Source organism: Vibrio owensii CAIM 1854 = LMG 25443, from assembly GCF_000817815.1.
Lineage (GTDB): Bacteria > Pseudomonadota > Gammaproteobacteria > Enterobacterales > Vibrionaceae > Vibrio > Vibrio owensii.
Window position 1 is genome coordinate 28,934 of record NZ_JPRD01000014.1, and the last position, 22,932, is coordinate 51,865.

16 protein-coding genes are annotated in these 22,932 nt (G+C 46.7%); 6 read left to right on the top strand and 10 right to left on the bottom strand.

Translation table 11 applies throughout. The features are described 5' to 3' along the window. Positions 1–437 precede the first annotated feature (437 nt). From H735_RS07925 to H735_RS31615, 3 genes are all read left to right on the top strand, one after another. Positions 438–2,243 carry a sensor histidine kinase gene (locus H735_RS07925; protein WP_020196006.1) on the top strand — a complete coding sequence of 602 codons (1,806 nt, stop codon included), beginning with the start codon at positions 438–440 and terminating at the stop codon, positions 2,241–2,243. A gap of 4 nt (positions 2,244–2,247) precedes the next feature. Beyond that, entirely contained in the window at positions 2,248–3,585 is a 1,338-nt protein-coding gene (locus tag H735_RS07930) for a sigma-54-dependent transcriptional regulator (protein WP_020196007.1), read from the top strand. A 77-nt stretch (positions 3,586–3,662) separates the two neighbouring features. Beyond that, positions 3,663–3,845: a hypothetical protein gene (locus H735_RS31615; protein WP_020196008.1), complete on the top strand. Its 183-nt coding sequence runs from the start codon at positions 3,663–3,665 to the stop codon at positions 3,843–3,845. A gap of 57 nt (positions 3,846–3,902) precedes the next feature. Here H735_RS31615 and H735_RS07940 read toward each other — a convergent pair whose 3' ends face one another. The 8 genes from H735_RS07940 to H735_RS07975 form a co-directional block, all read right to left on the bottom strand. After that, positions 3,903–5,264, bottom strand: a complete 1,362-nt coding sequence (locus H735_RS07940; RefSeq protein WP_005437607.1) for a TRAP transporter large permease — start codon at positions 5,262–5,264, stop codon at positions 3,903–3,905. A 3-nt stretch (positions 5,265–5,267) separates the two neighbouring features. Beyond that, on the bottom strand, positions 5,268–5,939 hold the full coding sequence (locus tag H735_RS07945) for a TRAP transporter small permease (protein ID WP_020196009.1): 672 nt from the start codon (positions 5,937–5,939) through the stop codon (positions 5,268–5,270). A 118-nt stretch (positions 5,940–6,057) separates the two neighbouring features. Then, the gene (locus H735_RS07950; RefSeq protein ID WP_020196010.1) at positions 6,058–7,053 is read right to left on the bottom strand and encodes a TRAP transporter substrate-binding protein; all 996 of its coding nucleotides are present in this window, start codon (positions 7,051–7,053) and stop codon (positions 6,058–6,060) included. Positions 7,054–7,267: 214 nt separating this feature from the next. Then, complete coding sequence (locus H735_RS07955) at positions 7,268–8,737, bottom strand: protein adenylyltransferase SelO (RefSeq protein WP_020196011.1); 1,470 nt, start codon at positions 8,735–8,737, stop codon at positions 7,268–7,270. 183 nt (positions 8,738–8,920) lie between these two features. Then, complete coding sequence (locus H735_RS07960; protein WP_020196012.1) at positions 8,921–9,736, bottom strand: hypothetical protein; 816 nt, start codon at positions 9,734–9,736, stop codon at positions 8,921–8,923. A 184-nt stretch (positions 9,737–9,920) separates the two neighbouring features. Beyond that, complete coding sequence (locus H735_RS07965; protein ID WP_027726677.1) at positions 9,921–12,911, bottom strand: M6 family metalloprotease domain-containing protein; 2,991 nt, start codon at positions 12,909–12,911, stop codon at positions 9,921–9,923. 228 nt (positions 12,912–13,139) lie between these two features. Continuing rightward, on the bottom strand, positions 13,140–14,507 hold the full coding sequence (locus H735_RS07970) for a TrkH family potassium uptake protein (RefSeq protein ID WP_020196015.1): 1,368 nt from the start codon (positions 14,505–14,507) through the stop codon (positions 13,140–13,142). Continuing rightward, positions 14,504–15,166: a potassium channel family protein gene (locus H735_RS07975; protein ID WP_005437626.1), complete on the bottom strand. Its 663-nt coding sequence runs from the start codon at positions 15,164–15,166 to the stop codon at positions 14,504–14,506. The genes H735_RS07970 and H735_RS07975 overlap by 4 nt, the downstream gene beginning before the upstream one ends. A 412-nt stretch (positions 15,167–15,578) precedes the next feature. Here H735_RS07975 and H735_RS07980 point away from each other — a divergent pair, with 412 nt between their 5' ends. Further along, positions 15,579–17,186 carry a BCCT family transporter gene (locus H735_RS07980; protein WP_009707179.1) on the top strand — a complete coding sequence of 536 codons (1,608 nt, stop codon included), beginning with the start codon at positions 15,579–15,581 and terminating at the stop codon, positions 17,184–17,186. A gap of 97 nt (positions 17,187–17,283) precedes the next feature. Here H735_RS07980 and H735_RS07985 read toward each other — a convergent pair whose 3' ends face one another. Continuing rightward, complete coding sequence (locus H735_RS07985) at positions 17,284–18,519, bottom strand: DEAD/DEAH box helicase (protein WP_020196016.1); 1,236 nt, start codon at positions 18,517–18,519, stop codon at positions 17,284–17,286. A 183-nt stretch (positions 18,520–18,702) separates the two neighbouring features. On the opposite strand from H735_RS07985, the gene H735_RS07990 reads away from it, so the two are divergent. Then, positions 18,703–20,028 (top strand): hemolysin family protein, encoded by a 1,326-nt coding sequence (locus tag H735_RS07990; protein WP_027726678.1) that lies wholly within the window; start codon positions 18,703–18,705, stop codon positions 20,026–20,028. A 74-nt stretch (positions 20,029–20,102) separates the two neighbouring features. On the opposite strand, the gene H735_RS07995 is transcribed toward H735_RS07990, so the two are convergent. Beyond that, positions 20,103–22,064, bottom strand: coding sequence for a TonB-dependent receptor domain-containing protein (locus tag H735_RS07995; RefSeq protein ID WP_020196018.1), 1,962 nt, complete (start codon positions 22,062–22,064; stop codon positions 20,103–20,105). Positions 22,065–22,291: 227 nt separating this feature from the next. Between H735_RS07995 and H735_RS08000 the strand changes: the two genes are divergently transcribed. After that, positions 22,292–22,924 carry a 4'-phosphopantetheinyl transferase family protein gene (locus H735_RS08000; RefSeq protein ID WP_020196019.1) on the top strand — a complete coding sequence of 211 codons (633 nt, stop codon included), beginning with the start codon at positions 22,292–22,294 and terminating at the stop codon, positions 22,922–22,924. Positions 22,925–22,932: the final 8 nt, after the last annotated feature.

Sequence of the window (22,932 nt, forward strand, 5' to 3'; positions counted from 1 at the left end):
GAACACCTAATTTAAAATCGAGTATCGATGCTGAATCTCAACACCGGACTAATCAGTGATATCTTCGGCGTCACCACCAAAGGTATCTCCTATTAGCCTCAGGACAGAATTTTTAGACGCGACATTCTAGCGATCTGTCGCAACCCTGTCGAGCCAATAGCCACTATGTGGACATTGTCTGCGCTAAATTCTCGAATACCGACTCAAAAAATAGCGAAAAATGCGATTTGAATACCGCTTCAACGCTGCCAGCATATCTAGAATGGGGACAATAGCGACTTTTTCAAGAGAATCGACAGCTTTTTTTATTGAAAAGCCTAAAAAGAGATCTTGCTCTTGTTTTACTCCACAGAGTTGGAAACTAAATCCCTATTCATTCCTACAAACCATTAACATTTTCTTAAGTGGTAAAAGGGAAGGTAGCAAGGAGCGTAAGGATGTCGCAAAGAAACCGTATTCTACTGATTTTTTTCGCCTTCTATTTCCTTTGCGCGTTCGCCGGCGGACATTGGGTTTGGAATGCCAGCTACCAGTCCTTGCTCGATAAACACCAATCCCAATTGGAACGCTTTTCTAGCCACATTCAAAACAAGTTAGACAAGTACGCCCACATCCCTCACCTGCTTTCAAAAGACGAACCTTTGGTTGAAGCGCTGCTCAATCCGAACAACAGTGCACAGCTAGAAATCACTAATCGGTACTTAGAGTCCGTCAATGATGTTATTGCTGCGGCGGACACTTATTTGATCGACAAATGGGGCACAACGATCGCAGCCAGTAACTGGCGTAAAGAGCATTCTTTTATTGGCCGCAACTTCGCTTTCCGTCCTTACTTCAAACAGGCGATTATTGGTCAGCGAGCGGAATACTATGCACTGGGTTCTACCTCAGGAAAGCGTGGTTATTACTACTCCTACCCTCTTGTGTATGCAGGAGGCGTTTTAGGCGTCGTTGTAGTCAAAATGGATTTAAGCAAGATAGAAGACAATTGGCAGCAGCCGAAAAGCATCTTTGTTGCGAGTGACCCAAACGGCATTATTTTTATGAGCAGTCGTAGTGATTGGCTTTTCAAAAGCTTACAGCCACTCGACGAACCAAAAGCTGCTGAAGTTTGGGCAAGTCGCCAATATTTAGATACCACGATTGAGTCTCTAGGTTTTGTCGGCGACATGGAATTAACCCACACAGAGGCGAAGCAAGGCTACCCATACAACAAAGGTACGTTGGTGATCTCTTCTCTACCTTTGAAAGATCTCAAACTCACGATTCGAGTATTGTCTCCAAAGCAGTCCGTGGTTTGGATAACGATGGGCTATTTGCTCGTCTTGACGCTTGTCTTCACTGTGTTGTTTTTGGTTGGTCAACTTGTCTATCACCGCCAGCAGCGTCACCTTCAACTTGAACGGATTCAACAAGAAGCCAATCAAAAGCTGGAATATCAAGTGATGGCACGAACGGCCGAGTTACAGGCAGAGATTGCTCAACGGATTGAAACCGAACAAACCCTTCGCCTAACTCAAGATGAATTGGTGCAAGCAGCGAAGCTGGCGGTGTTGGGGCAAATGTCAGCCAGCATCAGCCATGAGCTCAACAACCCGTTAGCAGCTATTCGCAGTTTTGCTGAGAACGGCAAATTGTTCCTAGAAAAAGAAAAGTTCGAACGTGTCGAAGACAACCTCACTCGCATCTCTGCCCTTACCGACCGGATGGCAAACATCAGTCAGCAGTTACGTTCATTCGCGAAGAAAACCAGTGGCAATGAATTAGTACACACTCACCTTTTACCGGTTATCGCTTCAGTAAAAGAGTTGATGAAGCCAGCACTGAAATCAGCTCGTGTGACCTTGGAAACGAATTTGCTAGAGCAGGATGTAGATGTGCAGATCAATACGATCCAGTTAGAACAAGTGTTAGTAAACTTGCTTACCAATGCGATAGAGGCGCTTAAGGAGCATGACGACAAACAAGTTGTGCTCTCTGTAGAGCTAGACAGCGAAGCCAAACTCGTATGGATTCATGTGGATGACAACGGCACAGGGCTTGGCGATTTTACCCTTTCAGAGCTGTGTGAACCTTTCCTCACCAACAAACAAAATGGCTTGGGGTTGGGGCTTTCTATCTCACAACAAATCTTAGCCGGAATGAACGGCAAATTAAGCGCTCAAAATCGAGAACAAAGCGGTGCTCGATTCTCACTCTGCTTACCTATTGTTTCACCAATCGCCGCACAACCAGAAGGATGAGACCATGTGTCAGGTGTTTTTTATTGACGACGAAGCCGATCTCAGACTCGCCATCGAGCAAACCTTTGAACTGGCGGACATCGATGCCAAGTTTTTCCCAGATGCAGAATCAGCTTTAATTGCCATGCAGCAAGGCGAAGAAGTTGGCGTCGTGGTCACCGATATCTGTTTGCCGGGCATTTCTGGTATGGATTTGCTGACCACACTCACTCAGCGCGACTCCAACCTACCCGTCATCATGATCACCGGACATGGTGATATTTCTATGGCAGTGCAAGCCCTCCATCAAGGCGCTTACGACTTTATTGAGAAACCTTTTGCGCCAGAACATTTGGTAGAAACCGTCAAACGGGCAATCGAGAAACGTAAACTCACCAATGAAAATGAAAAACTGCGCCAGTCGCTCAAAGCCAGTAAAACCCTTGGTCCGCGTATCATTGGCGAAACCGCGAGTATCCAAATTCTGCGTGAAACTATCACTCATATTGCCGATACCGATGCGGATATATTACTGTTTGGAGAAACTGGCACAGGTAAAGAGCTCATTGCCCGTTCATTGCATGAGCAAAGCGCTCGTCGCAACCATAACTTTGTCGCTGTAAACTGCGGCGCCGTGCCGGAAAACCTGATTGAGAGCGAATTGTACGGGCACGAGAAAGGCGCGTTTACTGGAGCGGAAAGTCGTCGAATTGGTAAGTTTGAATTTGCTCAGGGCGGCACACTGTTTTTGGATGAAATCGAATCGATGCCGATTCAGGCACAAATCCGTTTGCTGCGGGTGCTTCAAGAAAGAGTGATTGAGCGTGTCGGCTCTAACGAATTGCTGCCGTTGGATATTCGCGTCATTGCCGCAACCAAGGTCGACTTAAAACAAGCCGCAGAGGAAGGTGCATTTCGTCAGGATCTCTATTATCGCCTTAATGTGGTTACGCTCGATCTACCACCAATGCGCCAGCGCAAAGAGGACATTCCTGCGCTGTTCCATCACTTTTTATTGGTTGCCGCATCTCGTTACGGCAAAACCTCTCCTAGCCTCTCCTCACAAGATTTGGCTCAATTAATGGCGCATGATTGGCCGGGTAATGTACGCGAACTACGAAATGCGGCTGAACGGTTTGTCCTACTGGGTAAATTAATCCAATTGGGAGATACCGCCTCGACCTCTCCATCTTCATCTAGCCTTGCTGAACAAGTGGCAGAATTTGAAAAGGCCGCGATAGAAAGTGCATTACTGGAGAACAGCGGCAGTATCAAACAAACCATGGAACAATTGAACGTGCCTCGAAAAACCCTGTACGACAAAATGCAACGCTATCAGATAGATAAGGATCTATATAAATAAAACGCCGTTTACGGTTTGTCGTTATATCCAACTTGAATCATACTTTTTGTAACAACAGATTGATGGTTCATACGGATATGACAGAGAAAATTAGAATCCCCGTTATCACCGATACCGTGATGATCGATGGGCATTATCAAGAAGAGAGGCGTTCGGGAGAAGACCGGCGTAAAAACAAAAAGAAGTGGCATGGTTACGAGCGTAGAGTGAAGCCTGACCCGCGCAGACCTACCTACAAATCAATAGACGAAGAGGTGTGAATAGTCACACCTCTTTTGGTTTTCATCAACAGCGAATTAGGTTTACTTGCTATGTCGCTACTTGGTGATGATTTCTGGTCCCATCAGCGTCGTTGGTAGCCAAGTGGATACCCAAGGCACGTACGTTACGATAATGAGGAAGAGGAACATCACCGCCACCCATGGCAGTGCCGCTTTCACCACATTCATCATCGACATCTTCGCTACCCCAGCGGTCACAAACAAGTTGAGCCCTACAGGTGGCGTTATCATGCCTATCTCCATGTTCACCACCATCATGATGCCAAGGTGGATCGGGTCAATACCCAGTGCAATCGCGATTGGGAACACCAACGGCGCGACGATAATGAGCAAGCCAGACGGTTCCATGAACTGACCGCCAATCAGCAGCAACACGTTAACCACTATTAAGAAGGTAATCGGCCCAAGACCCGCTGACAGCATAGATTCGGTGATCATTTGCGGGATGCGTTCTTCGGTAAGCACGTGCTTAAGAATCAAGGCATTAGCAATGATGAACAACAGCATGATGGTCAGTTTGCCTGCTTCATACAGCGTATGCTTGGTATCTTTATGAACAAAGGTTTGGAAGATTTTGACCAATGCAGGTTTGGTGTTCTGCTTGTCAGCAAATGGCCCCATGTCTTTGTAGACAAAGTTAGCAATGAAGAATGAATACACTGCAGCGACCGCAGCAGCTTCTGTCGGTGTAAAGATACCACCGTAGATACCACCAAGGATGATAACCACCAGCAATAAACCCCAGCTTGCGTCTTTGGCGGCATCGAAGGTTTCTTTCCAGCCGACAAAAGGCTGTTTTGGCAGGTTCTTGATTCTCGCGGCAATGTAAATCGCGATCATCAACATCACACCCGCAAGCAGGCCCGGAATGACGCCACCAAGGAACATGCGCCCAACCGACACGTCCGTTGCGGCGGCATACACCACCATCACGATCGAAGGTGGGATCAAAATGCCCAGCGTACCTGCATTACAGATAACACCCGCAGCAAACTCTTTCGAGTAGCCGTTCTTGATCATACCAGCGATAACGATACTACCAATCGCTACTACCGTTGCAGGAGACGAACCCGATAGCGCAGCAAACATCATACATGCCACGACAGATGCCATCGCTAAACCGCCGCGAAACCAGCCAACAATAGCAATCGCAAAGCGGATAATTCGTTTCGCCACGCCACCGGTAGACATAAAGCTTGAGGCCAAAATAAAGAAAGGAATTGCTAATAAAGTGTAGTGGCCAGCAAACGCGTTAAACAAAGTTTGGGCAACGGAAGCCAAAGACGCATCCGAGTGCATTAGTAAGAAAAGAATACTGGAAAGACCCAGCGAGACAGCAATTGGCACACCGATCAGCATGAAGCCAATCACCATCAAGAATAAAAACAGAATATCCATGATTTATTGCTCCTTGCGATCTGATGATGAAGAACCATTTGGAATCGCATCTGCGGCATCACTGAGTTCTTCTTTTAGCGCTTCTAACTCTTCCTCTGCTTCATGACCTGCAATCAAGCGATCCAGTTTGCCTGTTGCGATCTGCCAAGTGATTTGCACAAAACGGAAAGTGAGTAGCGCCATACCAAGGGGCAAAGCAAAGTAAGGAATAAAGCGAGGCAGCTTCTCATAGCGCTCACCTTCATTGAGCCAATCGGCGAGAAACTGAAACATCTCTGGCATCGGAATATCGTCTGTCTCATACCACGCTCGCTCGGTAACAAACGGATACCAGTAGTTCCAAGAGCCGACCAGAAGCAGAATTGAAAACGCTAAACAACCAGCGGCTGCGAGCAGTGCGAGGATTTTTCGTTTCGGCTCAGACACCATATTGATGATGACATCGACACCGATGTGAAAATGCTTCTTCACACCATAAGATGCGCCGACCAATACCATCCATGCAAACATGAACACCGTCAGTTCCAGCGCCCAAAGAATATTGTCGTTGAAGACATAGCGAAAAATCACATTGGCAAATGTCAGCAATGTCATCGCGCCAAGAAAGAACGCAATCAACGTTTCTTCAATGGCGTCGGTGATTCGCCCTGCCTTGGCAAAAAAAGTCTGTTCCATAATTACATCACGTCATTATTGGGAGAAAAGAGCCCTCTTCCCCATGAATGAGTACATGAGGGCCAATCGTAGTGCTTTGTATTTTTATTTGTTCACCCAAAGAGCTTGGGCGAGCGGATTATTGGTTGGATGCGAGTGCTGCATCGATAAGGTCTGAACCTATGTCTTTCTCGAACTTCTTCCACACAGGTTGCAGTGCAGTTACCCACTCTTGGCGCTGTTCTGGCGTTAGGGTACGTACCACACCACCTGCTTCGATGATGTTGTTCTTGTTTGCTAGGTTCACTTTGGTTGACTCAGCGTTACGTTGAGCCGTTACTTCTTGAATGATGGTATTAAGCTGTTCACGCTGATCGTCTGGCAGGTTTTTCCAGAAGTCGTTCGATGTCACCACTAGATAGTCCAAAATGCCGTGGTTGGTTTCGGTAATGCCATCTTGTACTTCGAAGAACTTCTTACCGTAAATGTTCGACCACGTATTTTCTTGGCCATCGATAACCTTAGTTTGAAGGCCACCGTACACTTCTTTGAAAGACATCTTTTGTGGGTTTGCACCAAGCTGTTCGAACTGAGCCACCAATACGTCTGAAGCTTGTACACGGAACTTCAAGCCTTCTGCATCGCTCGGCACCATCAATGGCTTGTTGGCAGACATTTGCTTCATACCGTTATGCCAGAAAGCTAAGCCCTGTAGACCACGTCGTTTCATTGCATTCTTCAGCTTTTCACCTGATTCCGAGTTTTGGAAACGGTCAACAGCCGCCACATCCTCGAATAGGAAAGGAAGGTCAAAGATTCGGTACTTCTTGGTGAATTTCTCAAACTTTGAAAGAGAGGGGGCAGCGAGTTGAACATCACCATTAAGTAGCGCTTCAAGCACCTTGTTATCATCGTACAGTGTCGAGTTAGGGAAAACCTGCATGCAGACTTTGCCATTCATCTCTTCGTTCACGCGCTTTTCCAGTAACGAAGCAGCAATGCCTTTTGGATGCTTATCTGTATTGGTTACGTGACTGAACTTGATCACGGTTTCACCAGGGTCACAGTTTGCGGCAGCGTTAAAGCTAGTGATCGCCAGAGCAGAAACAGACAATAGGGTTAGAGGCTTAAACATTATTATTCTCCTTGTTGAATCACATCCCATCCTTTCCATGAGTACCTAAATCGGTGGAGGGTAATGGGTACGGATGTTCAACAAAGAGCAAGTTGCAGACCAAGTTAATTATTCTTTATTAGTCAGACACTTAAATAACAATGAGAAATCATGGGTGAAGATAAGGGGTCAAATCCACCCACACGAACCAACGAGATGGGTGGAAAATGACACATTAAGACGAGCAGCTGATTTCCATCTTCTTGCCCCACTCAGGAGGCAACTTGGCATAATCATCAAACTCGGGTTGTTCATCATAAGGGCGCTGTAATAGCTCAGCCAGTCGCTTTACTTCACTGAAGTCTCCTTCCTCTGCCTTATCGATGGCAAGTTGAGCTAGGTAGTTACGTAGGATGTATTTCGGATTCGTTCGACGCATCTTTTCACAGCGAGTTTGTGCTGATACCTGCTCACCATTCTCGTCCACTTCTAGCTCACAGCGAGCGAGATATAAGTCTACCCATGCACTTGCCGCTTCTCGATCAATAAACAAATCAATCACAGCTTGAGGCGACTTCATGTCGAGGTTAGATAACTCACGGAAGAAGCGAGTGTAGTCAGCTTTGTTTTGGTTCAACAGTTCAAACATGGTTTCGAACAGGCGGCCATCTTCGTCCACTTTGGTATGAAGACCGAGTTTGGCGCGCATTAGTTCACTGAATTTTTGACTCAGACGCACTTCAAACTTCCCTAAAGCGGCCTCAAGATCGTCTCTCTGTACAAGAGGCGACAAGGAGTGCGCCAAAGCAGAGAGATTCCACAGTGCAATACGCGGTTGCTGTTCAAAGGCGTAACGACCTTGGTAATCCGAGTGGTTGCAGATGTAATTAGGATCATAGTCATCGAGGAAGCCAAACGGCCCGTAATCAAAGGTTTGCCCCAGAATCGACATGTTGTCAGTATTCATTACGCCATGGGCAAAACCATAAGCTTGCCAGTACGCGATCATCTCTGCGGTTTTCTCCACAACAGACTCAAACATGACTGCATATGGCTTTTCCGCTTGGGAGCACTCAGGGAAATGCCACTCAATCACTTTGTCAGCGAGCAGCTTTTGCTCAGCAAGTTGATTGGTGTAGAAGAAGTGCTCGAAGTGACCAAAACGGATGTGAGTTTCTGCAACACGAATCAGTAGTGCGCCGTATTCCATCTTCTCGCGATAAACGGGTGTATCGCTGTCCATCATACCCAACGCTCTGGTCGTAGGAATGCCAAGCCCTGCCATGGCTTCACTGCACAGATATTCGCGTATCGTAGAACGCAATACCGCTCGACCATCGCCCATTCGAGAATAAGGTGTAAGACCGGCCCCTTTGAGGTGAATGTCGAACCAAGTGCCATCTTGGTGCTGCATTTCAGCGAGCAGCAAGCCACGACCATCACCCAAATCCGGGTTGTACACACCAAATTGATGGCCCGCGTACTTCATTGCCAGAGGAGCAAATGGCGCAAATTCTTTTTGTCCCGCAAACACATTCAGCAACTCTTCGTTTTCGGTTGCTGGTAAACCAAATTGCTGCGCAAACTCACCATTCCACACCACCCAGCGAGTGTTATCTAAAAGCTGCGGCGTAACATAGGTAAAAAATGCCGACGGCAGTTCACTGAATCGATGGGTAAAATTCACACCTTCCCAAACGGACATAGCGGTTCCTTAATAAACGACTTCCTAACCAACAGTATAAGCTGTGTGTAAGGTCACCTTCAGCCACGAATTATTCATGGGTATTTACGATTCACGAAGAGGTTTGGGTTATTAGGAGAGAAAAAGAAGTTGGAAGCATGCCCCACGAACCATCAGTAATCATGGGGCAAGTATGAGTTTCAATTAACCACGAAACTCATAAGCATCGCTTTGAGAGTCAGGCACACCTTTGAATTTGGCGCGCTCAATGTTCAGAATCGTTCGGTAGCTTAAAGACAAAAGTGCGATTTGATAAGCACCAAAAATACCGAAGATCACACCAGACACAACAAATGCCAATATGTGATTAAACTCGGCAAAAATGAACTGGTTAACAGCGCCAACGAGCAGAGGAATGAGCCCCATCAAGACAAATATCTGTTTGTTATAAGGCTTACTCTGTCTCCATGCGTCGCCAAGGCTTCTAGGTTTACGATCTAGCGCCGTCGCTGGCAAAACTAACGACCAACGCGAAAGGATCCAATGACCCGGGATACTGGCAAGTAAGGTAATGATAGTGAAAGTTAACTCACTCGCTTCTCCACCTTCTGCCGCATACAAAAAGGTGACGATGAATATAGGAAGCGCCAATGTAAACATCATCGACAAACCAAACAAAATCCACCAACCAATAAAGCGCAGCTCGCGCATCGATAATCGCATCACATCTAGAGCAGAATGCATGTACTCATGTGCAAGGTAGATACGATGGATACGTACTACCGCCATTGCCGCGACCAGTGGATACAGCAGGAACGTCGTCACAAAGAAGCCGGCACCAACGTTGGAAAAGTCAGGTTCTTGCGATCCTTGAACCAAGGCTCCTTGATATTGAGTAATAAATATCGTGTGAACCACGATCAAAGGAATACACGCTATTACAATCGCGAGTAAGTTAACCCTGACCATGCCCACAGCCTCTTGGCAAATAGCAGCAACAGAAAACGAATTATCAGACATAAAAATATCCTTACTTTTTATAAATGATTTAGCCATAGACTACGCCTCAAACGCGCAAAGCGTACAAAAATAAAAGTGAAACTCATCTCATAACAAAAAGATTAATGGGTGAATTATTGAGGCTTGAATAAACCAAAGAAAAAGCCACTCAAATGAGTGGCTTAACAGTATTGGAAATTAAAGCTTAAGCGCGACGACGCCAACCTAACAATGCCAACAACACGAGCGACCAGTAAGAGACACTACCGCCGCTATCAGAGCTTTCGAAGCTCACACTGTTAACTGAAGCAACAACAGAAACATTCACTGACCCTGTCGCAGTGCCACCATTACCGTCAGACACGGTGTACTGCAGTTGTACATTTGCCACACCCTCGTCAGGTGCTTGGTAAAGAACCTTGCCGTTAACCACACTGGCAGTACCCACACCAGATGGATTGTTCACCGACTGAAGTGTTAGAGAGTCGTTGTTGAAGTCATAATCATTCGATAACACATCAATGGTGATGCTCTTACCTTCCTCCACACTTGTCACATCTTGAGTGGTGATTGGAGCAGTGTTGACCACTTCGACATCCACATTGGCGGTTGAAGACAAACCGCTTGGGTCTTTGACCGTGACTTGGAATGTCAGAACCTCACCAGCTTTGGTGCCCTGTGCAACCGTAAAGCTCGCCTCTGCGGTGTTTGCGTCAGAAAGCGTCGCATCCGTACCAGCGGTTTGCTGCCAAGCGTATTCAAGCGCATCACCATCAGGGTCAGTGCTGGATGCCGCAGACAGGCTTCCTTGGCCATTGGTATTCATGCTGCTCGTATCAGCTTCCACACTTGCCGTTGGTGCGTCGTTTTGTCCATTCACCGTAACTTGAACTGTAACAGGTTGAGACGAGAGAGAGCCATCCGAAGACACCAAACGATACTGGAAGCTATCACTGCCTACGAAGTTAGTTTTAGGCACATATTGATCATCATTGATGGTGCCATGTGTCGGTTGTTGCGTGTACTCAACGCTAAACTGATAGCCTGGTGCGATAAAATCGTTGGACATCAGGTTAAGATCGGCAGTCACGTTCTTGTCGGTTTCAATCGCATCCGATTTTGCTTCAACAATGCTACTGGCATCGACATCAAACAGTGCCGCGAAAGGAACAAAAGAGAACCCTTGTCGTGATAAGCCTGAAGAGTAAATATCACTGCTGCTGCCAGCCCACATGGTTGGCAAAGGTGAAATCTCTGTCGCTAACTCACTGTCAAAGTTGAAGTTGGTCTCGAAGATACCGCCTTCAATTTCAACGAGAAGAAGGTGTTTACCCGCACTTAACTGACTTGGCTGATCAAAGATAATACGTGAAGACGAATCGAACGTCCCCTCTTGCAGCAATTGAGCGTCGCTTTCTTGTAACGACAAACTGTAATTTTCAAATGCAGGAGCGGGGAAACGCCATACTTTGTAGCTCATCGTGTTGCTCCAAATATTAGTTGAAGCAAACAGTTGTAAACCATCCAGTTCTGAGTCAACGCCAAGGTCAACGGTAATCGCTAATGCATCATCAGAGCCCGGGTAGATAAAACCACGGTAAAATGAGTTCTTCCATGCCGATTTATTTGGCTCGCTTGGCATCTCTAAAGAGAAAGCCGCATCGGTGGCATTACTGACAAAGTTCAAAATGGCTACATCAGTATTGAAACCAGCAATGTCATAAAAACCCGGATTAGTACTGTCTGTAATGAACATGCCTCCGTTCGGATACAAGTCACCACTCTCACTGGTTCCCCAACGGCTTTCTAGCTCACCATAGCCATCTGCCTGCATGATTTGAACCTGCATCTCGCCCGTGTCATTGAAGCGGTTCATGATGTTGACAGATGTAACCAACATACCTTCGCCAGCAAGCGCTCGGTCGTAACCAGAATAAGTTCGGTTCTCCAGATAAACTCGAGGACCGTGCTCTTTTAAATATGGGTCGAGATAAACCAGCTTCACTTCGCCATTTTTGATCGATGAAAAAGGTTCATTACCGTGAGCCACCTGAGGGACAACAAAGCCAGCCGCATGTTTGCTCCAAGCACTCATGTTTACAGGTGTATCACCCGCGTAGCTATCACCAGGCTTCATTGCCCATGAACCGCCGCCCATGACACCCCATTCGCCAATAGAGCCTGAGCCACTGTATGAGTACAAGTCAGGTAGTCCCAGCATTAGGTGCCCAAGCTCGTGCACTATCACACCGAGGGTCGATTGGTGCGTTAGCTGAAAATCAGCAAATACGCAGTAGTCTCTGATGACAGTGCCATCAATCGTCACATCATCATGAGAAAACTTATGCGGCCAGATAGAAGGACGATCGACTTGGTTAGCGGCTAAATCACCGCCTGCAAAAATAAACATCACTGACAGCTCAGTCGGATCAACACTGCCGCTGTTGTTCGTGTCGTATTGCGCCAAGTTGATGTATTGATCGAGCTTTTGATATGCCTCGGCAAAAACTGCGTTGGTTTTTACGTCACACTCGTCACCACGACTATTACTGTTACAGTCCGGATGGTTTTGATTCACAGTAACGCTAATCACACCATCATTTGTCGTACCATAGTTCTCGTTTGCTGGTACAACTCGGTACTGACCTTTTGAGTTTTTATCGTAGAAATCCACGACACTTTGACGGTTTTCACCAAACACTAGCTGTTGGAAATCATGCACCATTTTCTGGTCATTGAAAGACACTTCCACCACCAGCAAAGGTTGCTCTGTCACACCTGACGAGCTCATTTCTCGGTAACCTTGGGCTTGCTGACGCATCAGGTTTGCACGCGCTCTTGGCTCAATCGTTCTTAACGAAGACAAAGCAGGCTTAACCAACACACTCGGACGAAGCTGTGAAGCTTCTGGTGCTGACGTTGATTGTGTTTTCTCTACACCCGTTGAAACCAAAATTGGAGAATCGGATTCACGTTTAATCTCGGCAAAGAACCAATGTCCATCTTTTTTGATCAGGGCATTGCCTTGCTTGTCTTCATGCCAGTGAAACGCAGCGGTTCCGCGTAAAATAATATCACTGGATGTTCCATCGCTGAGGGTAACGGGTTGCCAAACAGGAGAAGGGGGGGTGGTTGCCATGCTTTGACCAGAGATGACAGTGGCCAGCATGGTGAGTGCTAGAGTCTTGAACTTCAAACTACGGCTCCATGAGTTCGATGCGCGATTACGCATTCCATACGCAAATAAAAACAACAAGTTGTATATGAAAGAACTATGGGATAGTACAGAAATCGTTAAAGATTGAAATACTGCGATCGCAAATAAATCGAAATTATTCTCATTTTGCTGATGTATTTATAAAAAACGCGAGCAGCGGTTTAACCGTCATACTCGCGTAATCGTTTGCTGGTAATAGATCTATTATTAGCCAGTTAAGACATTGTCTTCTGGGTACTTGATCAACGTTGGTTCAGGACGCGCTAGCATATACGCCAACGTCAAAGGTCCAATACGTCCGATGATCATCACCACAATCATGATGTATTTACCCGGCTCAGACAGTTCTGCCGTTAGGCCCGCAGTCAAACCTACGGTTGCAAAAGCTGAGATGGTTTCAAACATCACCTTATCAAAGGCCGCTTTCTCAGTGAGCATCAGTAGGAACATCGCGGTCGTTAAGATAGCGCCACTGACCACAATGATCGCCAATGATTTAGTCACCGTCTGCCAGTTCACAGTGCGTTTGAAGATCACCACATGTTTCTTCTGACGCAAGAATGCCCATGTTGCCATGAATGCCACAGCAAAGGTCGATACCTTAATACCACCACCGGTTGAAGTAGAACCCGCACCGATAAGCATCAATACAATCATTACCAGTAACGCTGGTTGAGTGAACTGCGCCAAATCGACACTGTTGAAACCCGCAGTACGCGCACTGGCTGATTGGAAGAAGGCGGCGAGCCACTGCCCTGCAACTGGTAGAGACTCCATCGTATTCGGATTGTGTCTTTCCAATAGCCAGAACATGATTGTGCCCACAGCGAGCAATGCCGGTGTGGCAATCAACATGATTTTGGTGTGCAGATGCAAGAAGTGGAAACCTCTGCGCCAATGCAGCCACAAATCACCGATGACCGTAAAACCCAAACCGCCGAAGATGAACAAGCCCGCTAGTGTAAAGATAACCACTGGGTCATTAACAAAGCTCATCATGCTATCGGAGAAGAGCGCAAAGCCCGCGTTGTTGAAGGCCGAGATAGAGTGGAACAGCGCATAGAACATGCCTGTTTGCCAACCCATTTCAGGAACCCAACGGAACGATAGGAAGATAAAGCCAATGGCCTCTGCAATCAGGGCGAAGATGACTATTTTCTTCACTAACTTACGCAAGTTCACTTGGCGATCTTGGCCTAATGCATCCTTCGCGAGTGCTTGTTGACGCAGACTTAACCGCACACCAAACATGTACAGCAAAACGGCTGAAAGGGTCATTTGCCCTAACCCACCGACTTGCATCAAAAACATCAACAGGATTTTACCCGCCAATGTGAAGTGTTGGCCCGTGTCTACCACGCCAAGCCCCGTCACACTGATGGCAGACGTTGCAGTAAACAACGCATCCGTCAGTGATAAGCCAGTAACAGAAAATACAGGCAAAGTAAGCAGTACAGCAGAAGGCAATAACACACCGAGAAAGCTCAGCAATATAATGCGCGGCTCACCGCCTTTCGCTTTATCTCGTTTGCCATCTGGGACGTAAAAAACGCCTCTCTGATGAAATTGCTTCATAGTGATTTCAACTTGCTCGCAAGTTTGTCTTGAGGACCAACGACAATGATGAGGTCGCCGATTTCTAGCGTTGAATTGAGATCAGGTGCTTTAGTGATTTCTGGGCCGCGCTTAAAGCCAAGCACCTGTACGCCTTCGACTTTGCACAAAGCCAAATCGCCCAAGGTTTTTCCCATCCAACGAGAGCCGATAACAAACTCTGTCATCGCTAAGCCGCTGCCTAGTGGGTGAAACTCAAGAACACGTTTATCGAGCATCTTACGTGCAACACGAATACCCATATCACGCTCAGGCATGATGATGTGGTCTGCACCGATTTTTTGCAGCACTCGGGCTTGGAAGCGATCGTTCGCTTTTACCCAAACCGATTTCACACCCGCCTCTTTTGCGATCAGCGTTGCGAGGATGCTGGCATTCACATCGGCACCAATGGCGATCATGACCATGTCATAATCGTCGAGTTTTAATTCAGCTACCGTATCTTCTTGAGTACAGTTCGCCACGATGGCTTGGCTAACAAATCCTGCCGCTTCTTTCACACGGTCTTCATTAACGTCTACCGCTAAAACTTGTGAACCGGAATCCTGCAGTTCTTTACAAACGGCTAAGCCAAAACGACCCAAGCCAATTACAGCAAATTGCTTATCACCAGTTTTCATTCGTGCCTCATTTATGCGTTGAATAGCAGGCGCGAAAGTCTGCGCCTATTCCTCATCATCTGCAAACAAGACGACAAAAAATTGACAAAACCCTAACTCAAACCTTCGCGTACGATCTGTGTAAAGCGTAAGACACATCTCTCAAGTTTTCCTGATTATTGGCAATTAAATCAAAAGAATAGCCACGGACTTCACACTTCACTTATCGACAAATTTATCGATGCATTTTTTTGACAAATGATTTGCATCACTTGCTTATCCACACCAAAAATTATTTCGTGTTCTTTGCTTTTTATATGCATAAAAACTGACATTACTGATCTATTAATCAGCAAATTAGCCATTTAATCTGAGTTTTGTTATAGTGCGCGCCGACAAATTAGTTTGTACTCTAAGTAGTTTGAGAGGGATGATGTCTACAACTAAGGATAAGTACAGTATCGAGAATACTGACTATACGGTCGGCCAAGACAACGTACAAAAATGGGGATTTGACGTTCACAACCCTGTTTTTGGTACTAGCGCGGGTCTGATCATCGTTTTTTTAATCGCACTTCTTTTAGTCGATCCTGCCACGGCAAAAGCCGCTCTTGATGGCGTCAAATGGCAGATCATCGGTTCTTTTGATGATCTCTTCATGTGGGCTGGCAATATCTTTCTGATCTTCTGTATCGGCCTTGTTTTTTCTCCTTTTGGTAAGATCCGTATTGGCGGTGAAGATGCCAAACCTGAGCACTCGAACATCTCGTGGATTGCGATGTTGTTTGCCGCGGGCATGGGTATCGGTTTGATGTTCTGGGGCGTCGCAGAGCCAGTAGCCTACTTCACTGGTTGGTATGAAACACCACTTGGCGTAACGCCATTTACCGAAGAAGCCAAACAAGTCGCGTTAGGCGCAACCATGTTCCATTGGGGTCTACACCCTTGGGCAATTTACGCAGTAGTTGCACTTTCTATGGCCTTCTTCGCCTTTAACAAAGGTTTGCCGCTGTCTATTCGCTCCGTGTTCTACCCTATTTTAGGCGACCGCACTTGGGGTTGGTTTGGTCACGTGATCGATGTGTTGGCCGTACTGGCAACCTTGTTTGGTCTCGCGACTTCTCTTGGTCTGGGTGCACAGCAAGCGGCAAGTGGTTTGGGCCATGTATTTGGTATCGAAAGTGGCTTGGGTATGCAGTTGGCGGTCATCGCCTTCGTAACGACTCTGGCAATTTTCTCTGTTGTACGCGGTATTGATGGCGGCGTGAAAGTGTTGAGTAACATCAACCTAACCGTCGCATTTGCTCTACTAGTGTTCGTAATTCTGGCTGGGCTTGCCGCAGCGTTGAGCACGATCCCAACCACACTGATGGGATACGTAGAAAACATTCTTCCACTGAGCAACCCTTACGGTCGTGAAGATGAAGCTTGGATGCACGGCTGGACGGTATTCTACTGGGCGTGGTGGATTTCATGGTCACCATGTGTCGGTATGTTTATTGCGCGCGTCTCTAAAGGTCGTACCGTTCGCGAGTTCATTACCGCGGTTATCTTGATTCCAACCACTATTACTTTGATTTGGATGTCAGCATTTGGCGGCATCGCGATTGAGCAAGTCATGAATAAAGTCGGTGAGCTTGGCACAAACGGCCTAACGGACATTACGCTGTCTCTGTTCTACGCATACGAAGCGATGCCAATGAGCACTGTGCTATCGGTTATCTCTATCGTTTTGATCATGGTGTTCTTTATCACGTCTTCAGACTCTGCATCACTGGTTGTTGATAGCATTACCGCTGGCGGTAAAGTAGATGCGCCCGTTCCACAACGTATTTTCTGGGCGAGTGTAGAAGGCGCAATTGCAGCGGTTCTACTCTGGATTGGCGGGACAGAAGCGATTCAAGCCCTGCAAGCAGGTACGATTTCAACTGGCTTACCTTTTACCATCATTCTATTAGTGATGTGCGTGAGCTTGGTGATGGGCATGCGCACTGAGCCTCAATATGTTCAGCAACGTTTAGCCAAAGCTAAGGCGAGCTAAACTGAACTGCACTAAATACTAAAGCGAAAAACAAAGAAGCCGCATTCAAATGCGGCTTCTTTTTTATTCAAGTTTATACGCTAGGGTTCAAGCGTAATTACTTCGCGTTGCGCTTATCACCGTTGTCACGACGAGGACGCTGATCTTGCGGTTTACGCTTGTTCTTCGGTACGTAGTTCAAAATAGAAATCGGCACTGGTTTTCTTGGTGCAAAACCTTCAATTTCTACACGCTCTAGCAAATGCCCAAGACGGCTTTCAATCATGCACAGGTTTTTGAAGTCATCTTTCGATACCAATGAGATCGCTTCACCCTGCGCGCCAGCACGGCCAGTACGGCCAATGCGGTGTACATATTCATCTGCTGGGAACGGCAAATCGTAGTTGATAACTACTGGCAAGTTGTCGATATCGATACCGCGTGCCGCAACACCCGTTGCAACCAAGTATTGAATTTCACCCGCTTTAAACTGTTCAATCAGCTCTTGGCGAACGCGTTGGTTACGACCACTGTGGAACGCTTCTGCCACAATGCCGCGCTTCTCTAACTGAGTAACCAGCTTCGCTGCGCCGTGCTTGGTTTCGATGAATACCAACACTTGTGACCAGTCGTTCTCGTTCAGCATGTGGCTTAATAGTGAAGACTTCATGTCTTTATCGACTGTAGTGATCCACTGCTTGATGTTTGATTTCGATGCACTGTGTTTCGCGATCGAAATTTCTTCAGGATCGACAATCGCGTTCTTCGCCAAATCACGCACTGGGTTAGATAGCGTTGCAGAGAACAACAAGCTTTGAATGTCTTCTGGCATGCAATCGACGATCTTATCGATTGAATCGATGAAGCCCATATCCAACATCTTGTCGGCTTCATCCAGAACCAGCATTTCTACTTCATCAAAATGGATCGCGCGTTGACCGTATAGGTCCATCAAACGTCCTGGTGTGCTCACAACGATATCGACACCTTCGATTAGCGCTTGTTTTTGCGGTGCGTAATCCACACCACCAAACATCGCCATTGAACGCAAAGGCAAGTTCTTACCGTAAGCTTCAATGCTTTGGTGTACTTGAAGTGCAAGCTCACGCGTTGGCGTTAGGATGATCGCACGTGCACGCTTTTTACGTTGCGTTTCACCTTGGCTCAGTTTTTCTAAGATTGGCAATACAAAGCTGGCAGTTTTACCCGTACCGGTTTGTGCTGCGGCAATCAGGTTGCTACCACGCAGAACAATTGGAATGGCTTTTTGTTGGATAGAAGTCGGTTTTTCATAACCCAGCGCCTTCACAGCATCTGTGATAGGAGCGCTTAAACCAAGCTTAGAAAATGGCATAGAAACGTCTCAACGAAGAAATGGGCGCGTAGTGTATCAGAATCCGCCCTAAGTAACAGAATCAATCATCGCGTAGGCAAAAGCAGGTTCGATAATCAAATTCTATCCTTTTCATTACGCATTTCATTGTTACAGCGTGATGAATTATTCGCCACTTCACGTTTCTCTCCTGCAAAGCTCGTTATGCTGCTAACGTGTGCATCACTGGAAAACTTCATGGACATTTTATTACTGGTTGGATTAATCGCTCTCAATGGCGTGTTTGCCATGTCTGAGATTGCGTTAGTCACCGCCAAAAGCGGCCGACTGAAAAAGTTTGCCGAACACAGCGCTTCTGCCCGCCTCGCTCTACAACTGAAAAACAATCCCACGCAATTCCTCTCAACTATTCAAATCGGCATCACAGTGATCGGTATCCTTAGCGGTATCTTTGGTGAAGCTACGCTTTCGGTTCCGTTTGAACACTGGCTCGTGACTCAAGGTATTGAGCGCGAAGTTGCCACCGTACTCGCCACCGCGATTGTCGTTGTCGTCATCACCTACTTCGCCATTGTGATAGGCGAATTGGTTCCAAAACGCTTTGCTCAAAATAATGCCGAGCGCATTGCCGTTATCGTTGCCTACCCTATTCATTGGTTAGCCAAACTGACCACGCCGTTTGTTCTACTGCTGACCTTATCGACCGATGCTTTACTCAAGCTATTGCGTCAGAACAACACAGGGGAAGTCGTCACAGAGGAAGACATTTTTGCCGTGATGAGCGAAGGGTCTGAATGCGGTGCTATCGAACCGCAAGAACAGCTGATGATTCGTAATTTACTGCACCTTAATGATCGCCTTGCGCTTTCGCTGATGACGCCTCGCTGCGATATGCATTACCTCGACCTCGATTTACCCCTTGAAGAAACGCTCAGAAACTTGCGCCAAACGCAGCATTCCGTTTGGCCAGTGTGTAAAGGCGGGCTGGATAACATCATCGGTACGATTTCTTCCAAGGTCTTGTTGGATGAATATGACGAGCTGTCGATTTCTCGCTTGGCCAAGTTGCTCAAACGTTCACGCTTTGTCCCAGAGTCGATGAAAGGCTTACCGCTGCTCAATTACATGCAGCAAACCAGCACTGAGATGGTCTTCATTGTCGATGAATATGGTGATGTACAAGGCTTGGTGACACACCACGATTTACTCAAATCCATCGCTGGTGAATTAGGTATGGCTCCTCAGCATGTCTGGGCGAAAAAGCAAAAAGATGACAGTTGGTTGATGGATGCGCTTATCCCGCTTAACGAGCTGAAATACAAACTTGAACTCAACACCATTGAAGGTGAAGAGAGCGAAGGTTTTCAAACCTTAAACGGCTTTTTGACATGGTTAATTGGACGGGTGCCAACTCAAGGCGAAACCGTTGAATATCAGCATTGGCGATTTGAAATATTGCATGTGAAGAGCAATCGTATCGTTCAGGTCAAAGTAACCGAAATGGCCACGGCACTCGAAGCTGAATACTAAAGAACATTTGCTAGAAATGAAAAAATAGCCTCTATACGGAGGCTATTTTTAACTCATTACATTTTAGAGCTCTGTTAGAACAGGTACGTTGCACTTACGTAAGCGCTGCGACCTTTCTCTGAATATCCGTAGTAATCGTCTTCGTCATCCAACTCAACATCAAAGATATTGTTCAAACCCGCTTTCAGGTTTAGCTGTTGGAAGTCATAAGCCACACCCAGACCGACCAGCGTGTAGCCATCGACTGTTACGTTTTCACGGCTTTGGTTCGTGATCACCTGTTCGCCAATGTAGTTGACGCGAGCGAAGGTGGTGAATGAATCAAGCACTTCCCAGTTAACATCAAGATTCGCCAAATGCTCTGGAGTTTGCGTTAGCGTATCGCCCGTGCTCTTGTCTGTTGCATCCGTGTAGGTGTAGTTACCTTTAAGATTGATGCTATCGGTAATGTCGTACCAACCTTCTAGCTCAATACCTTTGATTTCTGCTTTACCGATGTTTTGGTAAGTGAAGATAGGCATTGGGCCATCCATACCAACAACCTGAGTTAGGTCACGTTCGATCTTGTTTTTCAGGTCTGTGTAGTAGTACATCAAACCCAAACCCATAGACGTCGATTCGTACGCTAGGCCAGCTTCGTAGCTTTCTGACTCTTCCGGTTTCAAATCTTCGTTACCAGTGAGCCAACAACGGTTACCACAGCTGATCACGCGAACTTGATCACTACTTTCCATCATGCCCGGAGCACGGAAACCGCCACCAGCACCGCCTTTCAAGACAAACTCATCGGTAAAGCTGTAAACCGCGTAAGCACGTGGGCTGAAGTGGCTACCATACACTTCATGGAAGTCTTGACGACCACCCAGTGTCAACGCCAACTTATCTAGGTCAAACTCCCCTTGAACGAACACCGCACCTTGGTAGTTATCGATGTCGCCAGAAGGCACATCACGACTGTTTTTCAGCTCGGAAGTACGGTATTCACCACCGAATACCCACTCGTGCGAGTCACGCCACAAACCAGAAAGTTTAAAATCAAGTGTGTTGTTTTGTAGCTCAACGTCTGCTGCGCCATTGGTATATGCCGTACTTGCGTCATCCAGCTGCATGTTTTCGCCGTACAAACGCACTTGTGAATCAACCGTATCCCAAGCACCTTCATGGGTCAGGCCGTAATTCCAACGGGTTGAATCTTGAGTGTTCGTTTGTGGACCTGAACGAGGATGAACCCAATCCGCTTCACGCTCATCGTTGGTGTAAATCACATCCGCGATCAGGCGTTGTTCTTCTGTCAGTTGCCAAGCAAGCTCACCAAAAACATTGGTGGTGTCTTTCTGCTCTAATGCATCGAAATCTGGGTTAGTGTCAGTACGCCAAGGGTCACGCGCAGAGCTTTCAACAATGATGCTGCCTTCGACATTTTCCGTCAGCGTACCACTTGCGTAGGCATGACCTTTCAAACCATCACCGCCATCACCTTCAAGAATGCTTTCGTATTCAAGACCAACAGAGCCAGATAGCTCTTCGGTTGGTGACTTCAGGATCACGTTCACCACGCCACCCATCGCTTCTGAACCATACAGAGACGATACCGGGCCACGCACGACTTCAATACGTTGAATCGCGGTAAGAGGAATACTCGATAGATCGAAATCGTTACCTCGGATCAGCGCATCTTGAGAGTTGATACGGCGACCATTAATGAGAACCAAGGTGTGCTTAGAATCCAGACCACGAATACGAATGGTGTTACGGCCATAAGCGGTGCTGCTCAATACACTGACACCCGTCGCACTACGTACCGCTTCTGAGATGTCTTTTACCGGCATCTTCGCAATATCTTCTGCGGTAATAACCGACACCGATGCGGGTGCAGTCAACTCAGAGTGTTGAGTAAGAGACGCGGTTACTACCATGCGCTCCATTGCTACGACTTCTTCTTTGTCGTCTGCAATTACCTGACCGCTAAGCGCTGTCAAAAGTGCACCTGTCAGCACAGAGGGCATAAACGTGGGCTTGTTAACTAAACTTTTCACTGCATTTCCTTATATCTATTTTATAAATAATTTGAGCTCGCAAACTGTAAAGAACGAATGTATAAATAACAATTATTATTATTCGTATTAACATTCAATTTTGAGCTAAGTTATATTTTTGAACTGCAACTCATTGCAAAGTGACGCCATTGAAAAACAAAGAGCTAGGTAATTCCCTTTCCCCTGTCTGTCTTCACTTAGAAAGTCTAAGTCCAAAGGTTTACATCGTGAAAGCCACTGCGGACATGTATTGCCAAAACGGCTTTCCCGAGGAAGAAAAACTCATCCAAAAGGCGGTAACGAAACGCCAACAAGAATTCAGAGCAGGTCGACATGCTGCCCGCTCCGCGATCAAGAAACTCATACCATCAACCAGCAATGATGCGAATGTGCCGATTTTGTCTGGCAATACCAGAGAGCCTCTATTTCCCGCGACCATCAGTGGTAGCATCAGCCACACGGATAACATTTGCCTTGCGGCTTGCGCGCTAAAAAACCACATCGCGAGCTTGGGCATCGATATTGAAACCAACAAGCCGCTTGCCTCTCACCTCTTTGCAACGGTCTATACCCGTGATGAGCAGCAATTGCTTGCATGCACGAACAACATTCCCGATACGCTTATCTTCAGCATCAAAGAAAGCCTTTTTAAGTGCTGCTTTCCTTTTGTTCAGATGTACTTCGACTTTCTTGATGCACAAATTACGTTAGCGCCAGAGACCGAATATTCGGGGCAATTTCGTTTTGAGCTGATTGGCAGCAACCAAGCCGCATTACGCGAAAAATTACCGAATCTCGGGTTTCATGGTTACTACAGCTTTGACCAGCAGTACGTTTTCTCGCTGTGCTACTTTTCCTGATGAATCTG

Coding starts and splice junctions, on each gene's coding strand:
- H735_RS07925 (WP_020196006.1), top strand. CDS start 438: ATGTCGCAAAGAAACCGTATTCTACTGATTTTTTTCGCCTTCTATTTC.
- H735_RS07930 (WP_020196007.1), top strand. CDS start 2,248: ATGTGTCAGGTGTTTTTTATTGACGACGAAGCCGATCTCAGACTCGCC.
- H735_RS31615 (WP_020196008.1), top strand. CDS start 3,663: ATGACAGAGAAAATTAGAATCCCCGTTATCACCGATACCGTGATGATC.
- H735_RS07940 (WP_005437607.1), bottom strand. CDS start 5,264: ATGGATATTCTGTTTTTATTCTTGATGGTGATTGGCTTCATGCTGATC.
- H735_RS07945 (WP_020196009.1), bottom strand. CDS start 5,939: ATGGAACAGACTTTTTTTGCCAAGGCAGGGCGAATCACCGACGCCATT.
- H735_RS07950 (WP_020196010.1), bottom strand. CDS start 7,053: ATGTTTAAGCCTCTAACCCTATTGTCTGTTTCTGCTCTGGCGATCACT.
- H735_RS07955 (WP_020196011.1), bottom strand. CDS start 8,737: ATGTCCGTTTGGGAAGGTGTGAATTTTACCCATCGATTCAGTGAACTG.
- H735_RS07960 (WP_020196012.1), bottom strand. CDS start 9,736: ATGTCTGATAATTCGTTTTCTGTTGCTGCTATTTGCCAAGAGGCTGTG.
- H735_RS07970 (WP_020196015.1), bottom strand. CDS start 14,507: ATGAAGCAATTTCATCAGAGAGGCGTTTTTTACGTCCCAGATGGCAAA.
- H735_RS07975 (WP_005437626.1), bottom strand. CDS start 15,166: ATGAAAACTGGTGATAAGCAATTTGCTGTAATTGGCTTGGGTCGTTTT.
- H735_RS07980 (WP_009707179.1), top strand. CDS start 15,579: ATGTCTACAACTAAGGATAAGTACAGTATCGAGAATACTGACTATACG.
- H735_RS07985 (WP_020196016.1), bottom strand. CDS start 18,519: ATGCCATTTTCTAAGCTTGGTTTAAGCGCTCCTATCACAGATGCTGTG.
- H735_RS07990 (WP_027726678.1), top strand. CDS start 18,703: ATGCTGCTAACGTGTGCATCACTGGAAAACTTCATGGACATTTTATTA.